20 protein-coding genes, 1 tRNA gene and 1 riboswitch are annotated in these 24,584 nt (G+C 71.0%); of the genes, 9 read left to right on the top strand and 12 right to left on the bottom strand.

Features of this window, described 5'->3' with window-relative positions; genetic code table 11:
• Positions 1–11: 11 nt before the first annotated feature.
• The 6 genes from ACFY6S_RS01255 to ACFY6S_RS01230 form a co-directional block, all read right to left on the bottom strand.
• The gene (locus ACFY6S_RS01255; protein WP_388830235.1) at positions 12–506 is read right to left on the bottom strand and encodes a type II toxin-antitoxin system RatA family toxin; all 495 of its coding nucleotides are present in this window, start codon (positions 504–506) and stop codon (positions 12–14) included.
• 6 nt (positions 507–512) lie between these two features.
• Positions 513–1,799, bottom strand: coding sequence for an aspartate aminotransferase family protein (locus ACFY6S_RS01250; RefSeq protein ID WP_388830232.1), 1,287 nt, complete (start codon positions 1,797–1,799; stop codon positions 513–515).
• A 25-nt stretch (positions 1,800–1,824) separates the two neighbouring features.
• Positions 1,825–2,961 carry an acyl-CoA dehydrogenase family protein gene (locus ACFY6S_RS01245; RefSeq protein WP_388830229.1) on the bottom strand — a complete coding sequence of 379 codons (1,137 nt, stop codon included), beginning with the start codon at positions 2,959–2,961 and terminating at the stop codon, positions 1,825–1,827.
• A 27-nt stretch (positions 2,962–2,988) separates the two neighbouring features.
• Entirely contained in the window at positions 2,989–4,587 is a 1,599-nt protein-coding gene (locus ACFY6S_RS01240) for an aldehyde dehydrogenase family protein (RefSeq protein WP_388830226.1), read from the bottom strand.
• Between the two features lie 397 nt (positions 4,588–4,984).
• Positions 4,985–6,412: an MFS transporter gene (locus tag ACFY6S_RS01235; RefSeq protein ID WP_388830223.1), complete on the bottom strand. Its 1,428-nt coding sequence runs from the start codon at positions 6,410–6,412 to the stop codon at positions 4,985–4,987.
• A 175-nt stretch (positions 6,413–6,587) separates the two neighbouring features.
• Positions 6,588–7,706 (bottom strand): fatty acid desaturase family protein, encoded by a 1,119-nt coding sequence (locus ACFY6S_RS01230; RefSeq protein ID WP_388830220.1) that lies wholly within the window; start codon positions 7,704–7,706, stop codon positions 6,588–6,590.
• 219 nt (positions 7,707–7,925) lie between these two features.
• On the opposite strand from ACFY6S_RS01230, the gene ACFY6S_RS01225 reads away from it, so the two are divergent.
• The 4 genes from ACFY6S_RS01225 (at position 7,926) to ACFY6S_RS01210 (ending at position 11,567) form a co-directional block, all read left to right on the top strand.
• Positions 7,926–8,014 (top strand) — tRNA-Arg (locus ACFY6S_RS01225).
• Positions 8,015–8,172: 158 nt separating this feature from the next.
• Positions 8,173–9,162, top strand: coding sequence for a diacylglycerol/lipid kinase family protein (locus tag ACFY6S_RS01220; RefSeq protein WP_388830217.1), 990 nt, complete (start codon positions 8,173–8,175; stop codon positions 9,160–9,162).
• Complete coding sequence (locus ACFY6S_RS01215; RefSeq protein ID WP_388830214.1) at positions 9,159–10,631, top strand: MmgE/PrpD family protein; 1,473 nt, start codon at positions 9,159–9,161, stop codon at positions 10,629–10,631. The genes ACFY6S_RS01220 and ACFY6S_RS01215 overlap by 4 nt, the downstream gene beginning before the upstream one ends.
• A 60-nt stretch (positions 10,632–10,691) precedes the next feature.
• Positions 10,692–11,567: a helix-turn-helix domain-containing protein gene (locus tag ACFY6S_RS01210; RefSeq protein ID WP_388830211.1), complete on the top strand. Its 876-nt coding sequence runs from the start codon at positions 10,692–10,694 to the stop codon at positions 11,565–11,567.
• Here the strand turns inward: ACFY6S_RS01210 and ACFY6S_RS01205 are convergent.
• The 3 genes from ACFY6S_RS01205 to ACFY6S_RS01195 all read right to left on the bottom strand — a co-directional run bounded on the left by ACFY6S_RS01205 (position 11,524) and on the right by ACFY6S_RS01195 (position 14,585).
• A complete protein-coding gene (locus tag ACFY6S_RS01205) occupies positions 11,524–11,892 on the bottom strand; it encodes a nuclear transport factor 2 family protein (protein WP_388830208.1) in 369 nt (122 codons plus the stop codon). The two genes, ACFY6S_RS01210 and ACFY6S_RS01205, sit on opposite strands and share 44 nt — an antisense overlap.
• A gap of 314 nt (positions 11,893–12,206) precedes the next feature.
• The gene (locus ACFY6S_RS01200) at positions 12,207–12,989 is read right to left on the bottom strand and encodes a glutathione S-transferase C-terminal domain-containing protein (RefSeq protein WP_388830205.1); all 783 of its coding nucleotides are present in this window, start codon (positions 12,987–12,989) and stop codon (positions 12,207–12,209) included.
• 216 nt (positions 12,990–13,205) lie between these two features.
• A riboswitch (SAM riboswitch) is annotated at positions 13,206–13,350 on the bottom strand.
• Positions 13,351–13,511: 161 nt separating this feature from the next.
• Positions 13,512–14,585: an LLM class flavin-dependent oxidoreductase gene (locus tag ACFY6S_RS01195; protein ID WP_388830202.1), complete on the bottom strand. Its 1,074-nt coding sequence runs from the start codon at positions 14,583–14,585 to the stop codon at positions 13,512–13,514.
• Between the two features lie 792 nt (positions 14,586–15,377).
• Between ACFY6S_RS01195 and ACFY6S_RS01190 the strand changes: the two genes are divergently transcribed.
• The 5 genes from ACFY6S_RS01190 to manD all read left to right on the top strand — a co-directional run bounded on the left by ACFY6S_RS01190 (position 15,378) and on the right by manD (position 20,825).
• Entirely contained in the window at positions 15,378–16,202 is an 825-nt protein-coding gene (locus ACFY6S_RS01190) for a FadR/GntR family transcriptional regulator (protein WP_388830199.1), read from the top strand.
• Between the two features lie 159 nt (positions 16,203–16,361).
• On the top strand, positions 16,362–17,681 hold the full coding sequence (locus ACFY6S_RS01185; protein ID WP_388830196.1) for an ABC transporter substrate-binding protein: 1,320 nt from the start codon (positions 16,362–16,364) through the stop codon (positions 17,679–17,681).
• The gene (locus ACFY6S_RS01180; RefSeq protein ID WP_388830194.1) at positions 17,681–18,643 is read left to right on the top strand and encodes a carbohydrate ABC transporter permease; all 963 of its coding nucleotides are present in this window, start codon (positions 17,681–17,683) and stop codon (positions 18,641–18,643) included. Before ACFY6S_RS01185 ends, ACFY6S_RS01180 begins: the two co-directional genes overlap by 1 nt.
• On the top strand, positions 18,640–19,515 hold the full coding sequence (locus ACFY6S_RS01175) for a carbohydrate ABC transporter permease (protein WP_388830191.1): 876 nt from the start codon (positions 18,640–18,642) through the stop codon (positions 19,513–19,515). The genes ACFY6S_RS01180 and ACFY6S_RS01175 overlap by 4 nt, the downstream gene beginning before the upstream one ends.
• A 95-nt stretch (positions 19,516–19,610) precedes the next feature.
• Complete coding sequence (gene manD / locus ACFY6S_RS01170; protein WP_388830188.1) at positions 19,611–20,825, top strand: D-mannonate dehydratase ManD; 1,215 nt, start codon at positions 19,611–19,613, stop codon at positions 20,823–20,825.
• A gap of 163 nt (positions 20,826–20,988) precedes the next feature.
• Here the strand turns inward: manD and ACFY6S_RS01165 are convergent, their stop codons facing one another.
• From ACFY6S_RS01165 to ACFY6S_RS01155, 3 genes are all read right to left on the bottom strand, one after another.
• Positions 20,989–21,228 carry an acyl carrier protein gene (locus ACFY6S_RS01165; protein WP_388830185.1) on the bottom strand — a complete coding sequence of 80 codons (240 nt, stop codon included), beginning with the start codon at positions 21,226–21,228 and terminating at the stop codon, positions 20,989–20,991.
• Between the two features lie 143 nt (positions 21,229–21,371).
• Positions 21,372–22,619: an aminotransferase class I/II-fold pyridoxal phosphate-dependent enzyme gene (locus ACFY6S_RS01160; RefSeq protein ID WP_388830182.1), complete on the bottom strand. Its 1,248-nt coding sequence runs from the start codon at positions 22,617–22,619 to the stop codon at positions 21,372–21,374.
• The gene (locus tag ACFY6S_RS01155) at positions 22,616–24,583 is read right to left on the bottom strand and encodes a condensation domain-containing protein (RefSeq protein WP_388830179.1); all 1,968 of its coding nucleotides are present in this window, start codon (positions 24,581–24,583) and stop codon (positions 22,616–22,618) included. The genes ACFY6S_RS01160 and ACFY6S_RS01155 overlap by 4 nt, the downstream gene beginning before the upstream one ends.
• Between the last annotated feature and the right edge of the window lies 1 nt (position 24,584).

The raw sequence follows: 24,584 nt of genomic DNA, 5'->3' as shown, positions 1-24,584 counted from the left end.
AGTCGGTGCACCTACGCCGGAGCGGACGCCCCGGCCAGCGAGGTGTCAGGACCCGCGACATCGCCGAGGATCTCTGTTCCGGGATACATCCCGGCCACCGCCCAGGCGACGGTCTCCTTGACGACCCGTTCGGCGATCGGGTCGAGGATGCCTTCGAGGCTGGGGATGCCGAAGTCGAAGTCCGCCTCGAAACGCACCGAGACGTCGTCCCCCCGCTGGGTGAGCCGCCAGGTGCCGAGGAAGGTGTCGAAGTCCCCCTCGGTCTGCTCGAACCGGATCTCCAGGGAGTCCGGGAGGATCTCGTCGCGCTCGGTCCAGCGCAGCAGACCGCTGCGGAAGTGCAGCTCCCAACTGGACGAGCAGTCGGGCTCGGGATACGTCGCGTGGACGGTGGTCGACTGCACGTGCGGGGCGAGTTCGGGGAAGCGCTCCCAGCGCCTGACCGAGTGGAGGACGTCCTCGGCCTTCTCGCCGTGGACCAGGGCTTCCAGCAGTACGTGTCGCATGGCGGATCAGCGCCTTTCGGGCATGGTCGTCGAGTTGCGGATCAGGTCGCGGGTCGCTTGGTCGAAGCCGTCGAGCAGGTGACGTATGTCCGCCTCGTCGAGCACGGCGGGCGGTGTGAAGCGCACCACGGAGCTGCCGCCCATCGAGTGGTTGGCCACGACACCGTGGTTGAACAGCTCGATCAGCAGCTCTCCCGCCAGCCCGGCCTCGGTGAGTTCGACACCGATGAGCAGTCCCTTGCCGCGTACCTCGACGAGGAGTTCGCCGAGATTCCGCTGGGCGATCTCGGAGATCGCGGGCAGCAGCCGGGCGCCCAGCTCCATGGCCCGGGTGACCAGGCGCTCCTCCTCGACCGCCCGGAGGGCGCCCTGCACCGCGGCCATCAGCAGCGGCTGGCCGGCGAAGGTACCGGTGTGGATGTACGGGTCCAGGTCGAACGGGCGGAAGGCTTCCCGGGTGGCCAGCACGGCGGACACCGGGGCCACCCCGCCGCCCAGCGCCTTGCCGGCCAGCAGCACGTCGGGGAGCACGCCCTCGATGTCGGCACCCCACCACTCGCCCAGCCGCCCGAAGCCCGACTGCACCTCGTCGAGGATCAGGAAGCCGTCGTACTCGCGCACCAGCGACTCGACCTGACGCAGATAGCCCTTGGGCGGGATGATCACCCCGCCCTCGCCCTGGACGGGCTCCAGGATCACGCACACCTCACCTGGGTGGGCGGCGAGTTCGGCCCGCAGGGCGTCGGCGTCACCGAACGGCAGATGGGAGAAGTCCGGCAGCAGCGGCCGGAAGGGCTTCTGGTAGACCTCCTTGGCGGTGGCCGACAGGGCGCCCAGGGTCTTGCCGTGGTAGCCGCCCAGCATGGCGACGGTACGGCGGCGGCCCGAGGCCCGCGCGAGTTTGAGGCCGGCCTCCACCGCCTCGGTGCCGGACACCGCGAAGTGCACGCGTTCCAGCCCGGCCGGCGCCACGGACAGCAGCGCCTCGGCGGCGCGGGCCACCGTCGGCTCCAGCAGGATGCGGGTCGCGGTCGGATGGGTGTGCAACTGGCGGGCGACTGCCTCGACCACCAGCGGGTGCCGGGCACCCATCAGGAAGACGCCGTAGCCGCCGGCGTTGAGGAAGCGTTCGCCGTCGCTCGTGGTGAGCCAGGCGCCGGAGGACTCGACCTCCATATGGCTGCCGAAGAGTTCGGCCACGGTGGCCCGGCCCTTGCTCAGATGGGCCCGGTACAGACGGAGGATCTCCTGCTCCGTGTCGGGGGCGGATGTCGCGGTGGTCAGCGCGGTCATGACGGGGCTCCAGGGAGGGTGAGGATCAGGAGAGTTCCAGCGGGCCGCCGGTGAACCACGACAGCAGCGGTTCGGCGGCGGACGACTGGCCCGGCGGGTGGAAGGCCAGGGGACGTACGGACGCGGCCAGCCGGGTGTGGTCCGAGCCGCGGATGAAGTCGATGCCGCCGAGCAGATCCAGCGCGCGGTCCGCGGTGCGCACCAGGGCGCGCTGCGCCGCGTACCGGGCGACGAGGACCTCGGCGACCGCCGCCTCGCCGCTCAGCCCGTCCCGTACCGCGCGGGCCGCGCCCTCCAGCTGGGCGAACGCCGCCTCGCTGCCGATGGCGAGGGACGCCCGGTCGCCGTCGCTGCCGCGCCCGCGCTCCAGCACGGTGGCGACCAGCGCGCCGGCCGCGCCCGCGTAGCCCGCCGAGATCAGCAGGGTGAAGCAGACGAACCCGGAGGTCTGGAGGTCGTCGAGCCGGTGCGGGTCCTCTGACGAGGTGCGGATGACCAGTTCGGCGGGGACCGGGGTGTTCTCCAGCTGGACCTCGTCGCTCTCCGCCGCGGCCAGGACGTCGTTCCCCCAGAAGGGACTGACGGAGATACCGGGGGAGTCGGAGGGCACCAGGGCCAGGGCGAGTTCGGGCCCGTTCGGGCCGGGAACGGCGATGCTCACCGTCAGCAGGTCCATCGAACCGGCCAGGCTGCACGGCTTCTTGCTGCCGGTCAGCAGAAAACCGTCGGCGGTGGGGACGGCGGTCACGGAGGGCAGCAGAATGTTCTGCTGGGTCTTCCCCTCCGCCCAGCCGGACGCCATCAGCAGCCGCCGCGGCGCGACACCGCCCAGCACCGCCAGCTGCTCGTCCGTCAGACGCCCTGCGGTGCCCGCGAGGTCGTAGAGCATGGCCGCGGTGAAGTGGTGCATGGCGGTGGCCGCGGCGAGCGAAGGCGACAGTGAGCCCACGGCCCGCTGCACCCGGATCGCGTCCAGGATGTCGGCCCCCAGGCCGCCGTACGCGCCGGGCACCATCAGCCCGGCGCCTCCGTGCTCCCGGAAGAGTTCGATCACCGGGCTGCCGGAGGACTCCCGCTCGGCATAGGGAATGCTCTCCAGCGCCTTGGTCAGCCCTGGGTGGTAGTGCTCGCACAGCTCACGGGCGCGGTCGAGGGAACGCAACGGAAACCTCCGGTCGTGGGTGTGGACTCAAGCGCCGAAGACCGCGTCACGGGGGCTGACGCCCCGGGCGACACTGACCCCCTGGAGGTGCGAGGTCTTCAGCATCGGGTAGTTGGCCTCGCCGAACGCGCCGCCGGTCAGCCCGGTGCCGCCGTGGCTGGGCAGGTACGGCAGGAAGCCGATGTGCGAGTCGTTGATCTTCAGAAGGCCGCCGTTGCCGACCCGCTGGACGAACGCGTCGATGACGGTCTCCGACTCCGCCCACAGCGAGTTGCGCAGTCCGTACTCGTTGGTGTTGACGAAGTCGATCAGCCGGTCCAGGAGGTCCTCGTCCCCCGCGGGGTCGAGGACGACGATGGGGAGCAGCGGGAAGAAGGTCTCCTGGCGCACCACGTCGTGCTTCCTCGCGTCGGCCAGACCGTCGATCCTCAGCACGGTCGGCTGGAGGAAGACCCCGGTGTCGGAGGGGGTGCCGTCCACCTCGGCCCGGCTGCCGCCGGTCACCAGCCGCGCCCCCTGCTCGAAGGACTGGCGGAGCAGGTCGAAGAACCGTTCGCTGCGGCGTACCGGGGACAGCAGGACGTCGGGGTCCTCCGGGTATCCGGGGCGGATCGCGGCGGCGCACTCGGCGACCTCGGCGATCAGCCGGTCCGCGATCTCGGGGTGCGCCAGCACGTAGTTGGGCACCATGCAGATCTGACCGGAGCCGTAGAACGCCTCGCAGATCGCCTCGGCGGCCCGCGGGATGTCGGCGTCGCGCCAGACGACGATGCCGTCGTTGCCGGCCAGCTCCAGGATCGGCTTCTTGCCGCGGGCCACGCACTCCTGCTGGAAGCGCAGCCCCTCGGTGCTGCCGCCGATGTAGAAGATGTCGTTGATCAGCGGGTCCTCCAGCCAGTGCTTCAGCGTCCGGCCGGGGTTGGCGCAGATGGCGTTCAGGACCCCGGGGGGCGCGCCGATCTCCTCCAGCAGCGGGCCGACCACGTCGCGCAGCAGCCACATGGTGCTCAGGGCGATGCTGCGCGGTGCCCTTACGATCACCGCGTTGCCCGCCATCACCGCCAGCACGGCGAGCGCGGCACTGGGCGCCGGAGCGTTCTGCGGCGGGTGGAAGGCCACGACCCCGTCGGGCTGCCGGCGGACGATCAGCCGGCGGTTGCCGTGCGCGATCTCGGTGTGCATCTGCTGCCGGTACCAGCCGAGGCTCTCCTCGCTGTAGATCTGCAGCAGGCAGCTCAGCTCCCAGCGGGCCAGGCTGACCGGATGGCCCTCGGCCACCAGCATGTCCGTGAACGTCTCCTGCTGCCGGATCAGTTCCTCGCGGAACATCGACCCCAGCCGCATCCGCCGGTCCAGTGGCACCGCGGCCCAGCCGGGAGCGGCGGCGGCCGCGGCCTCACTGGCCAGCGCGACGGCGGTGTCGCCGGCGACGGCGCAGCGCCCCGCCACATAGGGGTGGTTGGCCTGCTCCGAATCAGGATTGCGCTCCAGCTCCCGCTTCAGCCCGACGCTGGTGAAGACGTCCTCCAGAAGGGAGCGTGATTCAACGGTATAGACCCATTCTTCGCTGTCGACATCTTTCCCCGCTATGTAGAGTTTGTAGCTCCGCGGTTTACTCTCCGGCACTTCTCCTCCAGGGCTACATTTCTTCCGCAGGTTCTCTTCGTGAATTCTGTCAGTTCGGCCTGACGCCATTCTGACGTGACCCTGACCGGGTTCTGACGCTTATCCTGACCTCTTTTTTTGTCAATTCCGGTCTGTTCTAATTCCGTTGTGCGGCCCGTCGGGGGCGGGGTACGCGAACTGTTCTTCCGTGCTGTTCGATTCGATCCGCCAAGGTCGCACCCGGAATTCACGACGAATGCCCGTGTGCGGCCCCCGTTCTGGGAGAGGCCCTCATGTGCGCACAGGCGATCACCCCGTACAGCAGGAGCGCGGCCGAACTCCGGCACACCCTGGTGCGGTTCATGGCGGCGGCCTTCGGGGTGCCGGACGACGAGGAGCCGGCCGGGCCGGCGCCGGTTCACCCGGTGGCGTCCACCGGCAGGCCGGTGGTGCGGTCGGCGAGGAGGAAGACCGTCGCCGCGAGCACCGCCATGGCCGCGGCGATCGCCGCGAACAGCATTCCGGGACCGCCGTGCTCCAGCACCGGAAGCAGCACGAACGGCAGCGCGGCAGCGGTCAGTTTGGACAGCGAGTAGGCCGTCCCCGACGCCTGGGCGCGGATCGGGGTCGGATACTGCTCGGCCAGGAACACGTGCGAGGCGGTCGAGAAGACATTGCTCACCAGCGTGTAGACGAAGCCGCAGGCGATGACCATCCCCGGCGACCCCGCGAAGGCGAAGCCCAGGCCGGCCAGCGCCATCGCGCAGGCCGCCAGGGCCACCAGGGACCGCCGCTCGACCCGGTCCATCAGGGGCACCGCGAGCAGGGCCCCCACCGGGTAGCCGATGAAAGCGGCCGCGGTGAAGCCCAGGCCCTGGACGATGTCGTACCCCTTCGCGGTCAGCACCAGCGGCGCGAGGGTGCCGAAACCGTAGTAGCCGACCGTCGAGAGCAGGCAGAAGAGCCAGGACATCACCGTCCGGCGCCGGTAGCGGGCGGAGAACAGCTGCCGCAGGAGCGGTCCGCCCGGCCGGGCGGACCCGGCGTCCGGTACGGCGTTCAGGGACTCCGGCGCTTCACGGACCGCGTACGCCGTTTCCCGACCGGTGGTCTCGGCCGGCAGCTTGCCGAGCTGTCGCGCCTCCGCCTCCAGCCGGGCGGTCAGCACCTCCGCCTCCTCGCGCCTGCCCACCGCGGCGAGCCAGCGCGGCGACTCGAACAGACCCCGGCGCCACACCCACACCACAGCGGAGCCGGCCGCGCCGAGGGCGAACAGCCAGCGCCAGCCCGCCACGCCCAGGGGTTCCAGCGGCACCAGCCACATGGCCATCAGGCCCACCGCGGGTACTCCGCAGTATCCGAGGGTGTAGGCCCAGGCCATCAACCGGCCGCGGTGCCGTGCGGGCAGGACGTCGGCCAGATAGCTGTCGCTGAGGGTCTGCTCGGCGCCGATCCCGATGCCCGCGAGGAACCGGGTGGCGATCAGCCAGCCGACGGAGGGCGCGAACGCCCCGGCCAGCGAGAAGAACGAATAGATCCCCAGGTTGATCAGGAAGGCCCTGCGCCGCCCGAAGCGGTCGGCGAGCCGGCCCATCAGGATCGCCCCGAAGAACTGGCCGAGGAACACGGACGCGAGGACCAGTTTCACGTCGGTCGCGGAGAGGGCGAAGTCCGCGCGGAGCACCTGGGACAGGGTGCCGGAGAGGTTGTTCTCGTACATGTCGAACAGCAGGCCGATGCCGACCACGGTGGTGATCCGGCGGTGTGTGGGCAGGACGGGAAGACGGTCGAGCCGTCTCGCGACCGACACGGACGGCTTGACCGCCCCGAGGGTGTCGTCGGACATGGTGATGCGCTGACCTTTCCTGCGGGAGGACGGCGGGGGAGACACGGCGCCCGGGGAGCGGCGGCGACACCGGGGGCGGGGCGACATGTGGCCCGGAGGGACGGGTGTCCGGGCACGGCTGAGCCCGGCGCTCGGCATCGATGCGCCCAAGCGCCGGGCCGGCCGGGGTAGCGGGTCAGGCAGCGGCGCGCTCTTCGCGCGCGGGCGCGCTGACCTCGTGGAGGAAGGTGGCGACCTCGCGGTAGGAGGCCCAGAAACCCACCTCGTGGTAGGGCATGCCGCGCTCGGCACAGTACTCCCGGGTCAGCTCCCTGGCCCTGCGCAGGCTCCGCTGCGGCATCGCGGGAAACAGGTGGTGTTCGACCTGGTAGTTGAGCCCCCCGTAGAGGAAGTCCATCAGCAGGGACGGCCGGATGTTGCGCGAGGTCAGCACCTGGCGCGCCAGCCAGTCCAGCTCCTCCTCCTCGCCGTCCCGCACCGCCATGCCCTTGTGGTTGGGGGCGAAGATCAACCCGAAGTAGACCCCCAGGACGGCCTGCTGGACCAGGATGAACACCACACCGAGCAGCGGCGGCAGCACCACGAACACGCAGGTCAGATAGATCGCCGCGCGCAGCACGATCAGCGCCGCCTCCAGCCAGCGACGGCGCACCTCGTTCCTCGCCAGCGTCTGCACCGCGGTCCGCTGCATCTTGTACGACTCCAGCACCAGCAGGACGAAGAACAGCACCGACTGGTACCGCACGATGAACCGGCCGCGCTTGCTGCGGCTCGGATACTGCTTCATGTCGAAGATCGCGGTCCGCCGGCCGATGTCCGGGTCCTTCTCCAGGTGGTTGGGGTGGCTGTGGTGCCGGTTGTGGTGGTTGACCCACCAGCCGTAGCTCACACCGTTGACGAGGTTCGCGTGGATGTACCCCATCAGCGAGGCCGTCCAGTGGGTACCGAACATGGACTTGTGACCGGCGTCGTGCCACATGAAGGCGCTCTGCGCTCCGCACAGCCCCATCCACACCGCCACCAGCAATTGCAGCCAGCTGTCACCGAGGGCGAAGAACGCGGCGAAGCCGATCGCGAGCAACGCCGTGTTCAGCGCCAGTTTGCCGACGTAGTAGCCGCGCGCCGGGTTCAACAGCCCTTCGGCCTTGACCCGTTGCAGCAGTTCCGCGAAGGTCGCCGAGGCGCCCACCGTCGCGGCCGGGGTTTCGCGGACCGCGTCGGGTACGGCGGCCAGCGGCTTTATGGAGCCCGCCCCCGAATGCTCGGCCAAGGCATCGTCTTGAGGTGATTGCATACCTCTTTCTCCTTGCAAGAGACGGTCCGTCAGGAAAGACGGGACGGGGTCTCATGGTCGGGCGGGCCCCTGACGGTGCACTGACCGGTGCCTGACCGGTCGCCCGGTCCGTCCGATCCGTCCGATCCGGCCCGTCAGTGCTCCGTCAGCGGTCCGTCAGAGCGGTCCGGCAGAGTATGTCTCGTAGCCGGCACCGGAGAGATCCGGAGCCGGGCTCCAGGAGAGGTGCCCGGAGTGGCTCATCGGGGACCGGCTCTGCCGGTCGGGTGGTTCGCCCGCCTTCGCAGGTTCGAATCCTGCCCTCTCCGCCGGACTGCCACGCCGTCGCACCGCAGAGGCTCTGTGCGGTGCGACGTGCCGCCCCCGCCGTACCGCGTGTGCTCCCGCACCGTGGGTGCGGCGTGGCGTGCGTCCGCACATACGGACGTTCTCGCACCGCTCGCTCTTCGACGGGAGCCTCGTTCTCATGACCACGATCACCGTGCCACCGCCCCGGCGTGCCGCCGTCATCGCCAATCCGACCGCGGGGACCATGAGCGAGGGCCTCCTCGACACTCTCCTCGCCCTCTTCGCGAGCGCGCGTACCGACGTGACGCTGCACCGTACGGAGAGAGCCGGCGACGCCGTGGCCGCCGCCCGCGCGGTCCGCGAGCGCCGCCAGGACCCGGCCGTGGACCTGGTCGTCGCGGTCGGCGGTGACGGAACCGTGCACGAGGTGATCGAGGGACTGACCGGTGCGGGCCGGCCGGACGACGGCCCCGCGCTGGCCATCGTCCCGGCCGGCACCGGCAACTCCGGCTACCGGATGTTCTGGGGCGAACTCCCCTGGCAGGACAGCCTGCGCGGTGTCCTCGACGGCTCCGCCGAGGGCACCGGGCTGCGCCGGCTCGATCTGGCGCGGGTCACCGAGACCGGCACGAAGGTCTTCCTCGGCGCCTGCTCCGGCGTCATCGCGGACGCGCTGCGGGTGGCACGCTCCGTACCGCTCAGCGGCCGGGCCCGCTACGCCCGCGCCTTCGCCGAGACGGCGGCGGCGTTCACCCCGTACCCGGGGCGGGTGACCGTCGACGGGACCGTGCTGCACGAGGGCGGCACGGTCCTCGCGAACGTCGGCGGCGGACGCTTCCGGGGCGGCCAGTACCAGGTGCTGCCGCGCTCCGAGTACGACGACGGGCTGCTCGACGTGTGCGTCGTCGACGCGTCGGTCACCCCGTCGCTCGTCCCGGAGCTGACCAGGGACGGGAAGCATCTCGGGAGCCCCGGGGTCTTCTACGGACGGGGCCGCCGCGTCGTCGTCGAGCGGCTGGACGGGGCCCCGCTCTGCTTCGAGCACGACGGCGAACTCCAGCCGCCCACACTTCGGCGCATCACCCTGGAGGTGCTGCCGGCGGCACTTGCCGTCTGGGGCGGCTCCCGCGCCGCCGCCGAGCTGCTTCCCACCGGGGAGACGGCATGACCGCGCTGACCGACCTGTGCGACTGGGCCGCCGGACTGGAGTACGAGGCGATCCCGGAACGGGTGCGCCGGCTGGCGGCCAGTCAGGTGCTGTCGCAGACCGCCGCCATCCGCGCCGGACTGGCCCACCCGCTGGGACAGCGCCTGGTCAAGGCATTCGGACCGCCTTTCCAGGCCGACGCCCGGCAGAGCGCCTGTGTGCTCGCAGCGCTGGGCTCGTGGCTGAACCTCGACGACACCGCCTACGCCGGGCACCTGTCCAACTCCACGGTCGCCGTGCCCCTCGCCTTCGCCCACGGCCTCGGTCTCGACGGCGCCCGGCTGATCACCGCGGTGGTGGCCGCCAACGAGTGCGCGGCGCGGATGACCGCGGCGGCGACCCTGGGCCCGCTGCGCGGGCAGAGCGCCGTGCACACCCACCTCGCCGGCGCCGTCAGCGGCCGGTCGCACTGCGAGGGCGCCGTGGCGGCCCAGTGGACCGACGCGCTCGGCCTGGCCTTCGCGATGCCGCACCGGCCGCTGATGCGGGCCTTCCTCGCCAGCGACGCCCGGCTCCTGAACGCCTTCACCCCGGTACGCGCCGGCCTGGACGCCTGCGACGCCGCGGCGGCGGGGCTGCGCGGCGCACCCGACCTGATGGAGCACCCGGACGGCTTTCTCGCCGCCTTCTCCGACGTGCCGCTGGCCGGCGCGCTCACCGACGGTCTCGGCAGCCGCTGGTACACGGAGACACTCTCCTTCAAGATGCGTCCCGGCGGCCCCGGCATCGACGCCGCAGTGGACTGCGCCCTCGAACTCCACCGGGAACTGGGCCCCCTGGACGTCGACGCGGTGACCGAGGTGGTGGTGGAGGCGTCGCTGTACACGCTGTTCGCGGGCCGCACGGCCGAGCGCTACGTCACCGGGCCCGACGCGCCGCTGGGCGCCCTGGTGCTGCACACGCCCTATCCGGTGGCCACCGCGCTGTTGACCGGTGGGCTCGGGGTGGAGGACTTCGAGGGCCCCCGGCTGGCCGAGCCGGACCGCTGGCGGCTCGCCGACCGGGTCCGGGTGGTGCACGCACCGGACCTCACCCGCGCCCTGTTCGGGTCCGAGGCCCCGTTCGGCGAGGCGGTCCGTACGGCGGGGGAGGCGGCCGGCCCCTGGCTCAGGGCGTTCGGCGGCCCCGAGACCGAACGGATCGCACGGGAGGCGAACGAGGGACGCGGGCCGTCCGACTTCTCCCGGGCGACCAAGACGACCGGGGCCAGGGTGAGCGTGCGGCTGCGGGACGGCCGGTGCCTGACGCGGGAACGTCTCATTCCGCTCGGTGCCGCGGGGCCGCACACCCGCGAGCACCACGCGGAGCTGGTGCGCCGGAAGTTCACCGGCCTGGGAGGCGGAGCGGACGCGGCACGGGCCGCGGCGGACCTGGCCGCCATGAACGCCGACCGGCTGCGCCGGTGGTCGGCGCGGGCGCTCGATGTGTGAGCACCCTTGGGTGGGATTTGGCATATTTCAATGGCAACGGGAATACACTAAAGTTAACGCATGCGTTACAACGAATGGCACGCGGTGCGTACCCCGAGCGTCGGTACCCTATTGCGCGAGTGGCGGAACAGACGCAGGATGAGTCAGCTCGAACTCGCGTCCAGAGCGGACAGTTCGGCCCGGCACATCAGCTTCATCGAGACAGGGCGGGCCAGCCCGAGCCGCAACATGCTGTTACGTTTCGCGGACCAGATGGACATTCCCATTCGCGAACGCAACGAGTTGCTGGTCGCCGCTGGATTTGCTCCCTTCTTCCCGGAGAGCTCCTTCAAGGACGCCGACGATCTGAGCGTCGTGCGCGGTGAACTGCGCAGGCTGCTCGTCGCCTACGAACCCAACCCCGTTTTCATCCATGACGCGCAGTACCGCGTCATCGACGCGAACCGCGCCTTCCACACCCTGGTGTCCGGCGTGGCGGAGCATCTCCTGCGGCCGCCGCTGAACATCATCCGCCTGACCCTGCACCCCGAGGGCCTCGCGCCCCGGATACACAACCATCACCTCTGGCGGGCCCATCTGCTGGGACGGCTGCGCCACCGGCTGACCCTGAGCGGCTCGGCGCCCCTGAAGGCCCTGTACGAGGAAGTCAACGGCTATCCCGCCCCCTCGGCCCGGCACGACCAGGTCGACGGCACGGATCCGGGCGGCGACTTCCGCTTCCCCTTCGCGCTGCCGCTGCGACTGGAACACGAGGGGCAGGTGCTGTCCTTCGTCTCGGCCCTGATGACGCTGAGTGCCCCCATCGACGTCACCGTCTCCGAGCTGGAGGTCGAAACCCTGCTGCCCGCCAACCCGGAGACGTCAAAGGCGCTTCAGACGATGCGGGCGGGGGTCACGCGGACGGAACCCGGTCGAGGAATCCGCTCACCGAGCTGATCCGGCCGTCCTCCGCCAGTGTGATCACGTCGGAGCCGCCCGCCGGGGACGACCCGTCCGCCCTCGACACCAGGTCCCACGAGAAGCGCGCGATGTGGTGGTTGCCGTCGACCTCGCCCTTGAGCTTGAAGTCGAAGCCGGGGAACTGCGTGTGCGCACCCTCGATGGCCGCCTGGACGCCCTCGTGTCCCCGGACGTCCACCAGCGGGTCGGTGTACGTGCCGTCCTCGGTCCACGCCTCGGCGACGGCCTTGGCGATGGCCTCGGAGTCGGTGGCGTTCCAGGCGGCCAGGTACCGGTTGACTGCGGTGATGTACTGGGTCACGGAGTGCTTTCCCTTCGGAATGACGGAGTGGACCGTCGTCGTGCGACGACGCCCGCCCCACTCTCCTATCGCAGCGGCCGATCAGTCGATTACTCCGGAGGTAATGGGGAATCCGCGAGTCCGTTACCTCCCCCCGGAACAGCCCTCTCGGACGAAGGAGTTCTCCCTTTCCGTACCTCTGTTCCTCCGCCGTATCCCTCATCCCTCTGATGCGGAGGGCGCGGTGCGACAGGAGAGCGGGGCGGGCGTCGTCGCACGGTGGACACATGGCTCTCGCTCCGTCCGCCGGCGCACACCGCGGCCGGGCCGGTGGCTCACGCCGCGCGGTGCTCCGGCTCGGCCGTGACCCGGAAGGCGGGGTGGTCGCCGAGGCGGCGCACGTAGTCCTGGAGCCGGGAGTACGAGCGGAGGGCGCCGACCGGGCCGAGATGGACGAGCGCCACCCACAGGTCCACGTCGGCGGCCGTCAGCTCGTGGCCCAGCACATAGGCCCGGCCGGCGAGCTGACGGTTGAGCAGGTCCAGCGCCGCCGATCTCCGCGACGGCGGGGCGGCCGGGGTGACGTCCCGGTCCAGCACGTCGCGGAGGGCGTCGATGTCCGGGGCGAGGGACGGCGGGCCGAGTACGGAGGCGCGGGCTCCGTCGCCGCCGGAGAGCGGACCCGCCAGGTCGCGGAGGATGTCGGGGGTGTGATTGCTGACGATGCGCCCGCTCCAGCGGTCGCGCAGCGCGGGTACGGTCAGCGGTCCGTCGTAGCGGTGCGTCGTGGCCTCGTAGGCGCGGCGCAGTGAGGTGAACCCGTCGGGCGTCCCGGCGGGATGTGTCAGGAGGGTGGTGGCGACCGAGCCCCCCAGACCGAGCAGGTCGAGCGTGATCGAGACGCGCAGCGAACGGGGACAGCACGCCGAGAGGTAGAGGTCGTAGCGGTGCGGTGCCGGGTAGAAGCCGCCGGCGAGGCCGATGCCGATCCGGCTGCGGACCCGGCGCGGACGGGGAGACGCCGGGGCCGTCCCGGGGCGTGGCCCCGAAGCCGATGAATTCTGCTGACAGCCGACCGGGTGGGCGGTGCCGGAGACGCGCGTATCTGGCGTGGGCATGACTCTCCCTTGGGGAACGAGTAAGCCGCCGCGGCCTTGTGGGCGTCAGCGGCGTGATGCGGAGCGACTGCGCTGTCCCGTACGGTCCGGATCGCACGGACCGGCCGGGGGATCAGTAAGCGCTGGAGACACGCGACAGATCGATGTGCAGGCGCCTCGTCAAGTCGTTCCTGGGCATTGCCACCCGTTTCACCTTCGGGGGCCTCGCGTGAGGCGAGACCGCGCTTGCCCCACCGCGTCGGCGGGACCCGGTCATCACCCGGAGCACCCCGTCGCGGCGGAAGGGTTGCCTGTCGGCCGGCCGGGGCCGATGACCACAGGTGCGGGCATACCCACGCCGTGGCCGCTGACAATCGTGACCGTCCACATCAGTCTCGGCGCACTCCATGACGCCGTCAAGAAGCCGGGTGGGCGGTCTCATCCGGTGGCCACTCGCCGTGACACTCCTTTCGGGACATGTGTTCCGTCCGGCCGAGGACCGCCCGTCGCGGGTTCCGGTGGAACCCCCGGCGGCCGGGGCCGTCACGCCAGCGGTTCGCGCAGCCTGGGGAGGAGCCGGTCGCCGATCCGGCGGATCTCCTGCTTGTAGGGGGTGTCGGACAGGACGAAGTGGGTGATGCCGAGCGCCCGGTAGTTCTTCAGCGCCGTGGCGACGTCGTCGGCGGAGCCGACCAGCCAGGTGGTCGCCGCTCCTTCACCGCCGAATGTGCCCGGTGTGGTGTAGAGGCAGGTGTCGAGCACCTCGCCGCGTCGGGTGAGGTCGAGGAGCCGCTGCTGCCCGACCGCCCCTCTGTGGTGTCCCGCCCCGGTGGTCCCGCCCGCGTCGACCGCCATCTTCGCGATCCTCGCCTCGGCGTCGCGCCACGCTTCCCCGGTGGTGTCGCGCACCAGGGTGGTGATCCGCAGCCCGAACTCGAGCGGCTTGTGCCGGCGGTCCACCTGCCGGCTCAACGTCCGCAGCCGGGCGATGCGTTCGGCGAGGCCGTCGAGCGGTTCGCCCCACAAGAGCTGCACATCGGCCTCGGCCGCCGACACCCGCTCGGCGGCTTCGGACGCCCCGCCGAAGTAGAGCGTCGGATGTGTCCTCCCCGCGGTGAGGTAGGGACCCGGGGCGAGGGTGGATCCGGTGACCTGGAAGTGCTCACCGCGGAAGGTGACGTCCTCTTCGGTCCACAGGCGCCGCACCAGACGCAGGAACTCCCTTGTACGGGCGTACCGTTGCGCGGGGTCGACGCGGGTGTCGCCGTATGCGGCCGGGTTGTCCAGCCCGCTGACGATGTTGACGAGGACGCGTCCGCGGCTGAGCTGGTCGAGCGTCGCCGCCGCGCTGGCGAAGTTCGCGGGCTGCCAGTAGCCGGGACGGACCGCGATCAAGGGCTTGAACGTCGTGGTCCGGGCCGCCAGCGCCGTGGCGACGGTGAAGGTGTCCGGGCGTCCCCACCCGGCACCGAGCAGGGCGCCGCCCCAGCCGTGCTCCTCGGCCGTACGGGCGAGGTCGGTCGAGTACTCGATGGAGCCCCAGCCGGATGTGGTGTCGTCACCCCGGTGGCCCGGTTCGACGGTGTTGGGGATGTACCAGAGGAATTCCTGACCCATGAAGCTTCCGATCGCTGCTCGACCGGTCCGGCGCGCCGCGGGCGGCCCCGGTGCCGGTGATGGGGGAGTGGGATGTCGGAGAGGGGCCGTCCCGACCGCGCCGGGACACGCGGCCGTGGCGCCGGCGGGCCGAGCCGATCGCATCTCGGAGGTCCGGCCCCGGATCAGGACGAACGGAGCCGGACGTGGGCGGAACCCCGCGGTGTCGCCGGCGGTGGGGTCACGGCCCGAACGTGCGACGACGCGTGCTCCACGCGGCGGGGCACGGGGAGAGCCGCGCGGGGCGAGGAGAGCGCGACAGCACGCGCTCGCCGTGAGGGATCACGGCCGGGAGGCGGGGGCGGCGCGGCGCGGAAGGGAACGGCCGTTCAACACAACGCGCTTGACACGCGAACGAGGTCGACACAGCGCTCACTGGTAAGGAGCGGGACCTCATACATGTGATCGAGTCTGTGCGGGACGGTTCGGAATGTCAATGAAGCCGCCCTCGCTGCGGCTCGACGGCGCTGTGCCGGGTGCGGAGTCGATCCCGGCTCGGCAGCGGCTCACCGCGCGGGAGGAGGTTGGCCTCATCGACCGGTACGACGGCGTCGGGGACGGCGTCCACGGCTGGGACGACAGGCGCGCGCCGGGTCGGGCTCGGCGCCGGCGTGCTCGTCCTGCGGAAGAGGCCCGGCTTCCGTGTTGCCCGCAGTCGGACAACCGGCCTCCCCGCGCCCCCGGTCCGTCCGGGGCCGTACGCGGCTGTGCCGGGAGTCCGTACCGCGTGCGACCGGCCTGTACGCTGCGACCATGCAGTCGTCCGCCTCCTCCTCCCCGGCAGATCCCGCAGAGTCGGGTCCGGTCGCGGGCTCCGCCCAACGCGGACTCCTGACGGAGCGTATCGCCCGCCGGCTGGAACACGACATCAGGTCCGGAGAGATCGCGGTCGGCTCGAAACTCCCCTCGGAGCGCGAACTCGCCGCCCAGTTCGGTTCCAGCAGGAACGTCGTGCGCGAGGTGCTGCGGCGGCTGGAGGCCCAGCATCTGATCGAAGTCGCGCCAGGACGCGGTTCCTTCGTCCGCGAACAGTCCTCGGGGCAGGCCAGGGGGTACGACGCGCTGTACCGGGCGGGCCGGCCCACCGTCCGTCAGCTCATCGAGGCGCGGATTCCGCTGGAGGTCGAGATGGTCCGGCTGGCGACGCAGCGGGCCACGGACGAGGACATCGCCGCGATGCGGTCCGCACGGGACGCCCTGGAATCCGCGACCGATGTGGTCGTCAAGGCCCGGGCCGACGTGGACTTCCACGACGCCATCGCGGTCGCGAGCAAGAACCCGGTCCTGCGGATCATGCTGTCCTCGATCAGCGGGATGATGTTCGAGATGATGCTCCGCTCGAACTCCGACCCGTCGATCGGTGAGCCCGGCGTACCGCACCACCCGGAGATCTTCGACGCGGTCGAGGCACGGGACGTGGACCTCGCCTGCGCGCGGATGCGGGAGCACCTGATGCTGGGCCTGCGCACCTACGGGGCCGATCTCGACCTTCAGGTCGACACCATGGCGCGCAACCACATCGAGATGCTGCTGGGCCAGACGGCGGACCGCCGGGGCGGCGGCGGAACGGGCGAATAGCCGGGGCCCGTTCGAGAAACCTTTCTTCAGGGGCTGGCCGACCTGCCTCTTCTCTTGTTACGGTCCCATCCGAACCAACTGGTCCTACCAGTTGGACCAGGCCGACGGGACCGGCCTGGGGAACGCACCACGCGACACCGCAGAGAAACGAGGACAAGGATGTCCACGAGCAGCCAGCTTCTGAGCCGGCGCGCCTTCGGCAGGCTGGCCGCAGGGGTCGTGGGGGCCGCCGGAGTGGGGGCGCTGAGCGCCTGTTCGACCGGGCGCGGCACACCCGCGGCCAACACCCCGCTGCGGATCATGGCGATCAACCATGTGTGGTCCCAGGCGATCCAGCGCCGTACCGAGGAGTTCGAGGAGCGGATCGGACGGCGGGTCTCGATGACGCTCCTCACCGCCGACCAGCTCGCGAGCAGCTACAACGTCAAGCTGAACGCCTCCGGCACCGACGTGGACGTGATGATGGTCCGCGCGCTCCAGGAACAGCTCCTCTTCGGTCACAACGGCTGGCTCGCCGACCTCAGCGACCGGGTCGAGGACGACACCGCATTCGCCTGGCCTGACTTCCAGAAGGCCCCGCGCGAGGCGTCCGTGACAGCGGGGAAAGTGCTGAGCGTCCCCGTGGTGACCGAACGCCCCGCGCTCTACTACCGCAAGGATCTGGTCGAGGACCTCGGCGGGCCGCCGCGCACCCTGGACGCGCTGATGGACGCCGCGCGGGAACTCACCCGGCGGAAGCAGGGCTTCTACGGCTATGTCGGCCGGGGCCAGCGCAGCGGCGCCGTGTCCCAGTGGTCGAGCTTCCTCTACTCGCACGGCGGTGACTTCGTCGTCGACGGGAAGTCCGGCATCGGCAGCCCCGAGGCACTGGCCGCGTACGAGTACTACGGCGGGCTGCTGGCCGACGCCGGGCCGCCCGGCGCGACCAACATGAGCCTCGAACAGGCGATGCCGATCTTCGCGCAGGGCAAGGCGGCCTTCTACATCGACGCCGACGCGATCTACAGCAACTTCCTGGACCCGAAGGTGTCCAGGGTGCGCGAGAGCATCGGCTTCGCCCCCTTCCCCGCGGGACCGGCCGGTGCCAGGCCGCACAACATCCCGTCCTGGAGCCTCGGCATCAACGCGTTCTCCCGGCTGCGCGACGACGCCTGGGAGTTCATCAAGTGGGCCGCGGGTCCCGAGATGTCGGCCGCCCTCCAGTCGGACGGCATACCCGGCGCCCGCTCCTCGGTGTGGGCCGACCCGAAGACACTGGCCTCCTTCCCGCCGGACCTCGCCGAGGCCATGCGCGTCAACGCGGAACGCGGCCTCGGCTACGACCGGCCCCGGGTCCTGCAGGTCGGCCGGGCCCGGGACATCGTCGGCCGTCCGCTGGTCGCCGGCATCCTCGGGGAGCCCGTACGGCCCGTCGTGCGTGACGCGGACGCGGAGTTCGCCGAGTTCCTCGTACGCGACAACCGCCACAAGGAGTCCTGATGTCCACCACCGAGGTCTCCACGGCCCCCGCCGCCGCCCGCCCGCCGGAGACGAAGCCGAACCGGGTGCGCCGGCAGCGCACCTTCGAGCAGGCCAACCGGCGGCTGAAGTGGACCATGCTGGCTCCGGCGCTGCTCTTCGTCGGCCTGATGATCATCTTCCCGCTGGCCTTCACCCTCGACCTCAGCCTGACCGACGCCTTCGGCGCGGTGAACGCCGACAAGGCCCACATCGGCCTGCGCAACTTCACCGAAGCCCTGGGCGACACCCGCAGGTTCTGGCCCGCCGCCCGCCGCACCCTGGTCTTCACCGTCGGCGCTGTGGTGCTGGAGACCGCGCTCGGGCTCGCCCTGGCGATGCTGATGCGCAAGCCGTTCCGGGGGATGCGCTGGGTGCGCACCGTTCTCATCATCCCGCTGCTCACCACACCGGTCGCGATCGGCATCCTGTGGCTGCTGATCCTCGACCCCACCAACGGCATAGCCAACCACCTGCTCGCCGCCGTCGGGATACCCCAGCAGGAGTTCCTCGGCTCGGTCGGTCAGTCGCTGCCGACTTTGATGCTCATCGACGTATGGCAGTGGACGCCGATGATGACGCTGCTGCTGCTCGCCGGGCTCACCACCCTGCCCGAGGAGCCCGAGGAAGCCGCCATGGTCGACGGGGCGAACAGCTGGCAGCGCTTCCGTCACATCATCCTGCCGATGCTCGGCCCGACGCTCGCCACCGCGTTGGTGCTGCGTGCCGTCGACGCCCTGAAGACCTTCGACATCCTCTACGCCACCAAGGGCGCGGGCGGCGGCTCGGACTTCGAGGTGGAGACCCTCAACGTCTACGCCTACGGCCTCACCTTCGACTACCAGGAGTACGGTCTGGCGGCCGCCGTCCTGGTCCTGTTCACACTCTTCATCATCGGTGTCGTGGTACTGCTGCGCCGCCGCGGCGGAAGGAAGAACGCATGAGTGCCACCGTCTCCCCCGCCCCGGTCCCATCGGCCGCCCCGCCCGTCTCCCCGCGGGCCCGCAGGCGCAGGAACCTCGCGTGGCTCCGCGGCGTCGCCATCGCGGTCGTGACGCTCGTCTTCGCCCTGCCGATCGTGTGGATGTTCGCCGCGGCCTTCAAGACCAACGTGCAGGTCACCGATCCATCCGTCGGGCTGTGGTTCCACCCCACCCTCGACAACTTCCGCAGCATCCTCGAAGCCGGTCAGATCCTGCGCTCGATGGGCAACTCGCTGCTGATCGGGCTGATATCGACGCTGCTCTCCGCCGTCATCGCCGTACCCGCCGCCTGGGCGGTGGGCCGGTTCGGCATGCACCGCACCGGCTCCGTCATCCTCGTCGCACGCATCGTCCCGGCGATCTCGCTGCTCGTCCCCTGGTACTACCTGTTCGCGCGCATGGGCCTCGTCGGCTCCTACACCGTGCTGGTCCTCAGCCACATGTTCGTCTCGGTCCCGCTGATCATGTGGATCATGATCAGTTTCTTCGCGGGGCTGCCGGTCGAACTGGAGGAGGCCGCCCGCACCGACGGACTGAGCGCCTTCGGCGCCTTCTGGCGCATCTCACTGCCGCTCGCGGCGCCGGGCACCGCGACCGCCTCGCTGCTGGCCTTCGTCTTCAGCTGGAACAACTTCATGTTCGCGCTGGTCTTCGCCGACGACCGGACGCAGACCGTGCCGGTGACCCTGTTCAACTTCATCTCCTACGCGAGCACCGACTGGGGCGGCCTCATGGCCGCCGCCACCCTCATCACCGTGCCGGTCGTACTGGCCGCCGTCCTCGGACAGAAGTACCTGGTGGCCGGGTTGACCTCCGGCGCCTCCAAGGGCTGAGAAGCCCCCGCCCGGCGGGAGCCGCACCCCGGCTCCCGCACCGGTCAGGGGCCACCCCCCCCCACATCTCCGACATCCGGAAAGAGAAGACACGCATGAAGATCGTCGACGCGAAGGTCGTCGTCACCAGCCCCGGCCGCAACTTCGTCACCCTGAAGCTGACGACCGACGAGGGCCTCACCGGGCTCGGTGACGCCACCCTCAACGGCAGGGAACTCGCCGTCGTCAGCTACCTCACCGACCATGTGGCGCCCCTGCTCATCGGCCTCGACCCGCACCGGATCGAGGACACCTGGCAGTCGCTGTACCGGGGGGCCTACTGGCGGCGCGGGCCGGTGACGATGGCCGCCATCGCCGCCGTCGACGTAGCACTGTGGGACATCAAGGCCAAAGCCGCCGGGCTCCCGCTCTACCAGCTGCTGGGCGGCGCCAGCCGGGAGCGCGTCGGCACCTACGGCCACGCCAACGGCCGGGACATACCCGAACTCCTCGACTCCGTACGGGCCAGGCTGGCCGAGGGCTATCCCGCCGTCCGTATCCAGTCCGGCATCCCCGGTCTCAAGGCCGTCTACGGGGTGTCGGACACCGACGACACCGGCGCACCCATCCTCCACCAGCAGGCCCGTCCCCTGGTGGAGGACTGGGACACCGACGCCTATCTGCGCCACACGCCGGCCGTCTTCGACGCCGTACGCGCCGAGTTCGGCGCCGAACTGCCCCTGCTCCACGACGCCCACCACCGGCTCACCCCGATCCAGGCCGCCCGGCTCGGCAAGGACCTGGAGCCCTACCGGCCGTTCTGGCTGGAGGACTGCACACCCGCCGAGAACCAGGAGGCACTGCGCCTGGTACGCGCCAACACCACCACGCCACTGGCCATCGGCGAAGTGTTCAACACGGTGTACGACTACCAGGCCCTGATCACCGAGCAGCTCATCGACTACGTACGGTCGGCGGTCACCCACTTCGGCGGCGTCACCCCGCTGCGCAAGCTGTTCGACTTCGCCGCCCAGTACCAGATCAAGAGCGCCGTGCACGGGCCGGAGGACATCTCACCGGTCGGGATGGCCGCCGCCGTCCACCTCGACCTCGCCGTGCACAACTTCGGCATCCAGGAATACTCGGGCCACACCGCCCTCACCGAGGAGGTGTTCCCCCACGCCTACACCTTCACGGACGGGCACCTGCACCCGGGCGAGGCCCCGGGCATCGGCGTGGAACTCGACGAGGAACTGGCCGCCGCCCACCCGTACACTCCGGCGTATCTGCCGGTCAACCGCCTTCACGACGGATCCGTCCACGACTGGTGAGCGGGCCGCCGGCACGCTGAGCGGCGGCCCGTGTGTGCGGGCCGCCGCGCCACGGGCCGTCGCCGCACCGTCGCGCCCACCGCCCCGCGAGCGGGACGGGTGCCCGGCCGACGTACCGCCGGCACCAGCCGAACGGTGTGACGGCCGGGCCGTCGGGCGGCGGTCAACGAGGGTCGGCGAGATAGCTCACCATGTCGCCGACGGTCCTCAACTCCGCCGCCCGCTCGTCGGGGATCTTCAGCTCGAACCTGTCCTCGATCGCCATGTTCATCTCCACCATCGCCAGCGAGTCGATGTCCAGGTCGTCGATGAAAGACTTCTCGGTGGTCACCGCCGCGGAATCGACGCCGACGACCTCTTCGACGATCTGGGCAATGGCGTCGAGAATGTCGGTGCTGTTCACCAGGGTTCCTCCTTCTTGCGGATGGGTCGGTGTGAGTCGGCCACCGCGCGGATTCCGCGCGGATCCCCACCAGGGGCAGTGGGCCGGCCCGGTCGGTCGAGCCCGTCGGTCATCGGCCGGTGCGGCGCGCCTCGGTGGGGGCGTCAGAGCCCGAGGCGCCGTCGGTAGTCGAGGAGTGTGCGCAGGAAGCCGTCCATCTGCTCCTCGGTGTGGCCCGCGTGCGGGAACAGGCGCAGAAGGGCCTGATTACGGGAGACGGCCGGGTAGGAGAAGACCGGTACGAGGTAGCCGTCCTCGACGAACCACTCCCGCATCTGCAAGGCGGCGGCGTCGCTCCCGATCGGCACCGAGAGCATGTACGACTCGGTCGGTGTCGTCGGGGTGTCGGCCTCGTGGATCTGCCGGCGAAGGCGGGCGGAATGCGCCAGGTAGTCGTCGACGATCCCCGGATCGGCGGCGAGGGCCTCGATCGTGCGCTCGGCGGCGTAAGCGGTGGGCGGCTGGATGGCGGCCGTGAACATCGAGGTGCCGGAGAGCAGTTCGAAGGCGTCGATGGCCGCCGCCGGCCCGGCGATCGCGCCGCCCTCCAGACCGATGGCCTTCGACAGCGACACCATGACGAAGTCCGCCCGCTCCCGGATCGCGGCCGCCTCCCGGGCGTACGGACGGTTCTCGGGCCCGTACACCATGAAGCCGTTCGCGTCGTCGATCATGCTGACGGCGCCGTGACGGTCGCACTCGTCGAGAATCTCCACGATCGGCCCCATGGTGCCGTCGGCCGAATAGATGCTCTCGGCGATCACCACGGTTTTGCCGGTCCGGACCCGGCCCAGGACGCGCGCCAGGTCGGAGACGTCGTTGTGCCGGAACGAGTGCACCTTGCGGCCGTAGCCGAGTCCCTCCAGGCCCTTCCAGATGCTCCAGTGGACATCACGGTCGACGACGAACACGGTGTCGTTGTTACGCACCTCGATCCCGGCGTCGAAGTGCGCCGAACTGCTCATGGCGTGTACGAACCCGATGTTGGCCAGGAGCCCGGTGGCGAAGCTGATGGCCCGCTCCTTGCCTGTGTGGCGGGCGATCGTCTCCTCCAGCACCTGGTGCGGGCGGCAGATCCCCTGGGTCATCCTGGATCCGCTGGTGCTCAGCCCGTGGGCGAACGCCCCCTCGGCGAAATGACGCCGGACCGGGATGTGGCGCTCCAGATCGAGGAAGCTGATACTGGCGAAGTTCACCAGCTCGCGGCCGTTGCGGACGATGGTCGGCCCGACGGGACCGTCCACCACCGGCGGGCGGTACGCCGTGTCGTGGGTGTTCGCCTCGACGAAAGCGGCGAAGGCCCAGGGGGTCAGGCGGTCGACGGACGGTGCGGGGGCGTGGAACGCGGTCATGGTGAGGTTTCTCCTCCACGATGGGCCCGGGCCGGCAAGGGCTCCAGGGCTGCGGCAAGGTGGCCGAGCGAGGCCGTTCCGGCCAGCTCGTCCGACGCGATCCCGGTGAAACCGGACCGGTGAAGCAGCGCCAGCAGACGAGGGACGGCGACCAGGGTGACTCCGTGGTCGGCGAGGCAACGGTTCATGTCCACGGCGACAGGACCGCCGACCGAGCCGGCCGGCGGGGCGCCGGGTCCGACAGCGGCCACGGCGGCGGCCAGAGCCCGTTCGGCGTCCGTCGCGGCCGGGCGCGACGGGTCCGGCGGGATTCCCGCCGCTTCGGTGTCGGTGACGGTGCGGGACGGGTCGGGGAGACGGCCGCAGTCAAGGCCGGCCGGGGACAGGACGTAACGGTCCGGGGCCAGCACACCGGGCACTTCGCCGAGGTGGTCCAGGACATGACGGTGCACATCGGCGGGGGTGACATCGGGGGCGGTACGGGCGTACGCGACGAGCCGCGGTGCGTCGCCTTCCCCCGCGACGGGCGCCACGGTCACGTCGAGCACTCCGGGATGGCCGCGCAACACCTCCTCGACCGTGGCCGGGCACACCCATCCCCGCGGGTCGCGCCACCATCCGGAGGCGGCCGGTGCGAGCGGGCGTGCCGGAACCGGGCACTCGGCGCCGTCGGCGAGCGCGCGCAGGAGAGCGCACAGACGGGCGGGCAGCGCCATGGCCTGCCCGGCGTCGAGCAGATGGTCCCCGACGGTGACATCGAGGGTGACGACCCCCGCGTCGCGGCTGAGGTCGACGTAGAGCGTGTCGCAGGGCTCGTCGGGCGCGCTGCTGATCCAGGTGGCGGTCCCGTCCGGCGGCGTGTCGGCCGCGGGAACGAGGTAGTCGCGCGGCCACGAATAGCAGTTGTACTCGATGGTGGGCACGGTCACGACACCGCGGCGACGGTCCATGCGGGCCTGGGCGGCGACCAGCTCCGCGGGGTGGTACTGACCGTGCCGGTAGGCCGCCGCCGAGGCCGCGGCGACCGAGGCGGCCACCTCGCCGAACGCCGCGCCGGGGCGCAGATCGATCTGTACCGGGACCGTCAGGGCCCGGACGCCGACGCTGCTCCGCAGCGCGGCCCGGGCTCGGTTGGAGACCACCACCGAGGCGAGGAACCGGTGTTCGCCGGTACGGGTGGCGACATCGTGGGCCAGCGCCGCGAGCACAACGACCTCCGGGCTGACCCGATGGAGCCGGGCGACGCGGTCGATGTCGTCGTACGCCTCCACCGAGCGATGCTGGAGGCGGTGGCGCCCGCCGCCGTTGTCGGTCCCGCCGAACGGGGCCAGCAGACCGGTCGGGTTGCTCGCGTAGCGCGTGAGCCACTCCCGTTCCGCCGCGCGGGCGCGTTCCGGGGGCTGGGCGGCTACCGTGTCGAGCGGGTGCTCCACGGCCCCCTCCGCCGGCGCGCCGCCGCGCAGTCGGGCGTGCAGTTGACCGATCAGTACCGCCAGCCCCCATCCGTCGATCAGAACGTGGTGGGCGGCCAACAGGACCGCACACGGCTTTCCCGCCTTCAGCAGCACCCTGGCGAGCCAGGGTGGATTGCGCTCCGGATCGATCGGGCAGGCGGCCAGCGCCGCTGTGGCGGCCTCCAGGGTGTCGGCGTCGGCGTCGGGCACATCGACGCAGTCGACCGGCAGCGGGGCCCAGTCCGCGCGGTGGACGTGCTGCACCGGGCGGAGCGGGTCGACCGTGGTGCGCAGCGCCTCGTGGCGGGCGGTGAGGGACGCGAGCGCCGCGTGGACGTCGGCGAGCGTCGCCGGGGGCGGGACGTGGCAGTGGTCGGCGAGCGGCGTCGGGTTCACCCGCCGCGGCGAGGGAATGGTGTGTTCGAACCAGTGCCACTGCTGGACCCAGGTGAGCGGCCCGCTGCGGGTGACGGTGGCGGGTGTCGGGGGCGGTTCCGGAAGATGATTCACG

Origin of the sequence: Streptomyces sp. NPDC012835, from assembly GCF_042900885.1 — a bacterium.
GTDB lineage: Bacteria > Actinomycetota > Actinomycetes > Streptomycetales > Streptomycetaceae > Streptomyces.
Note: the sequence above shows the minus strand (reverse complement) of the source record. Positions and strands in the feature narration are given on the sequence as shown.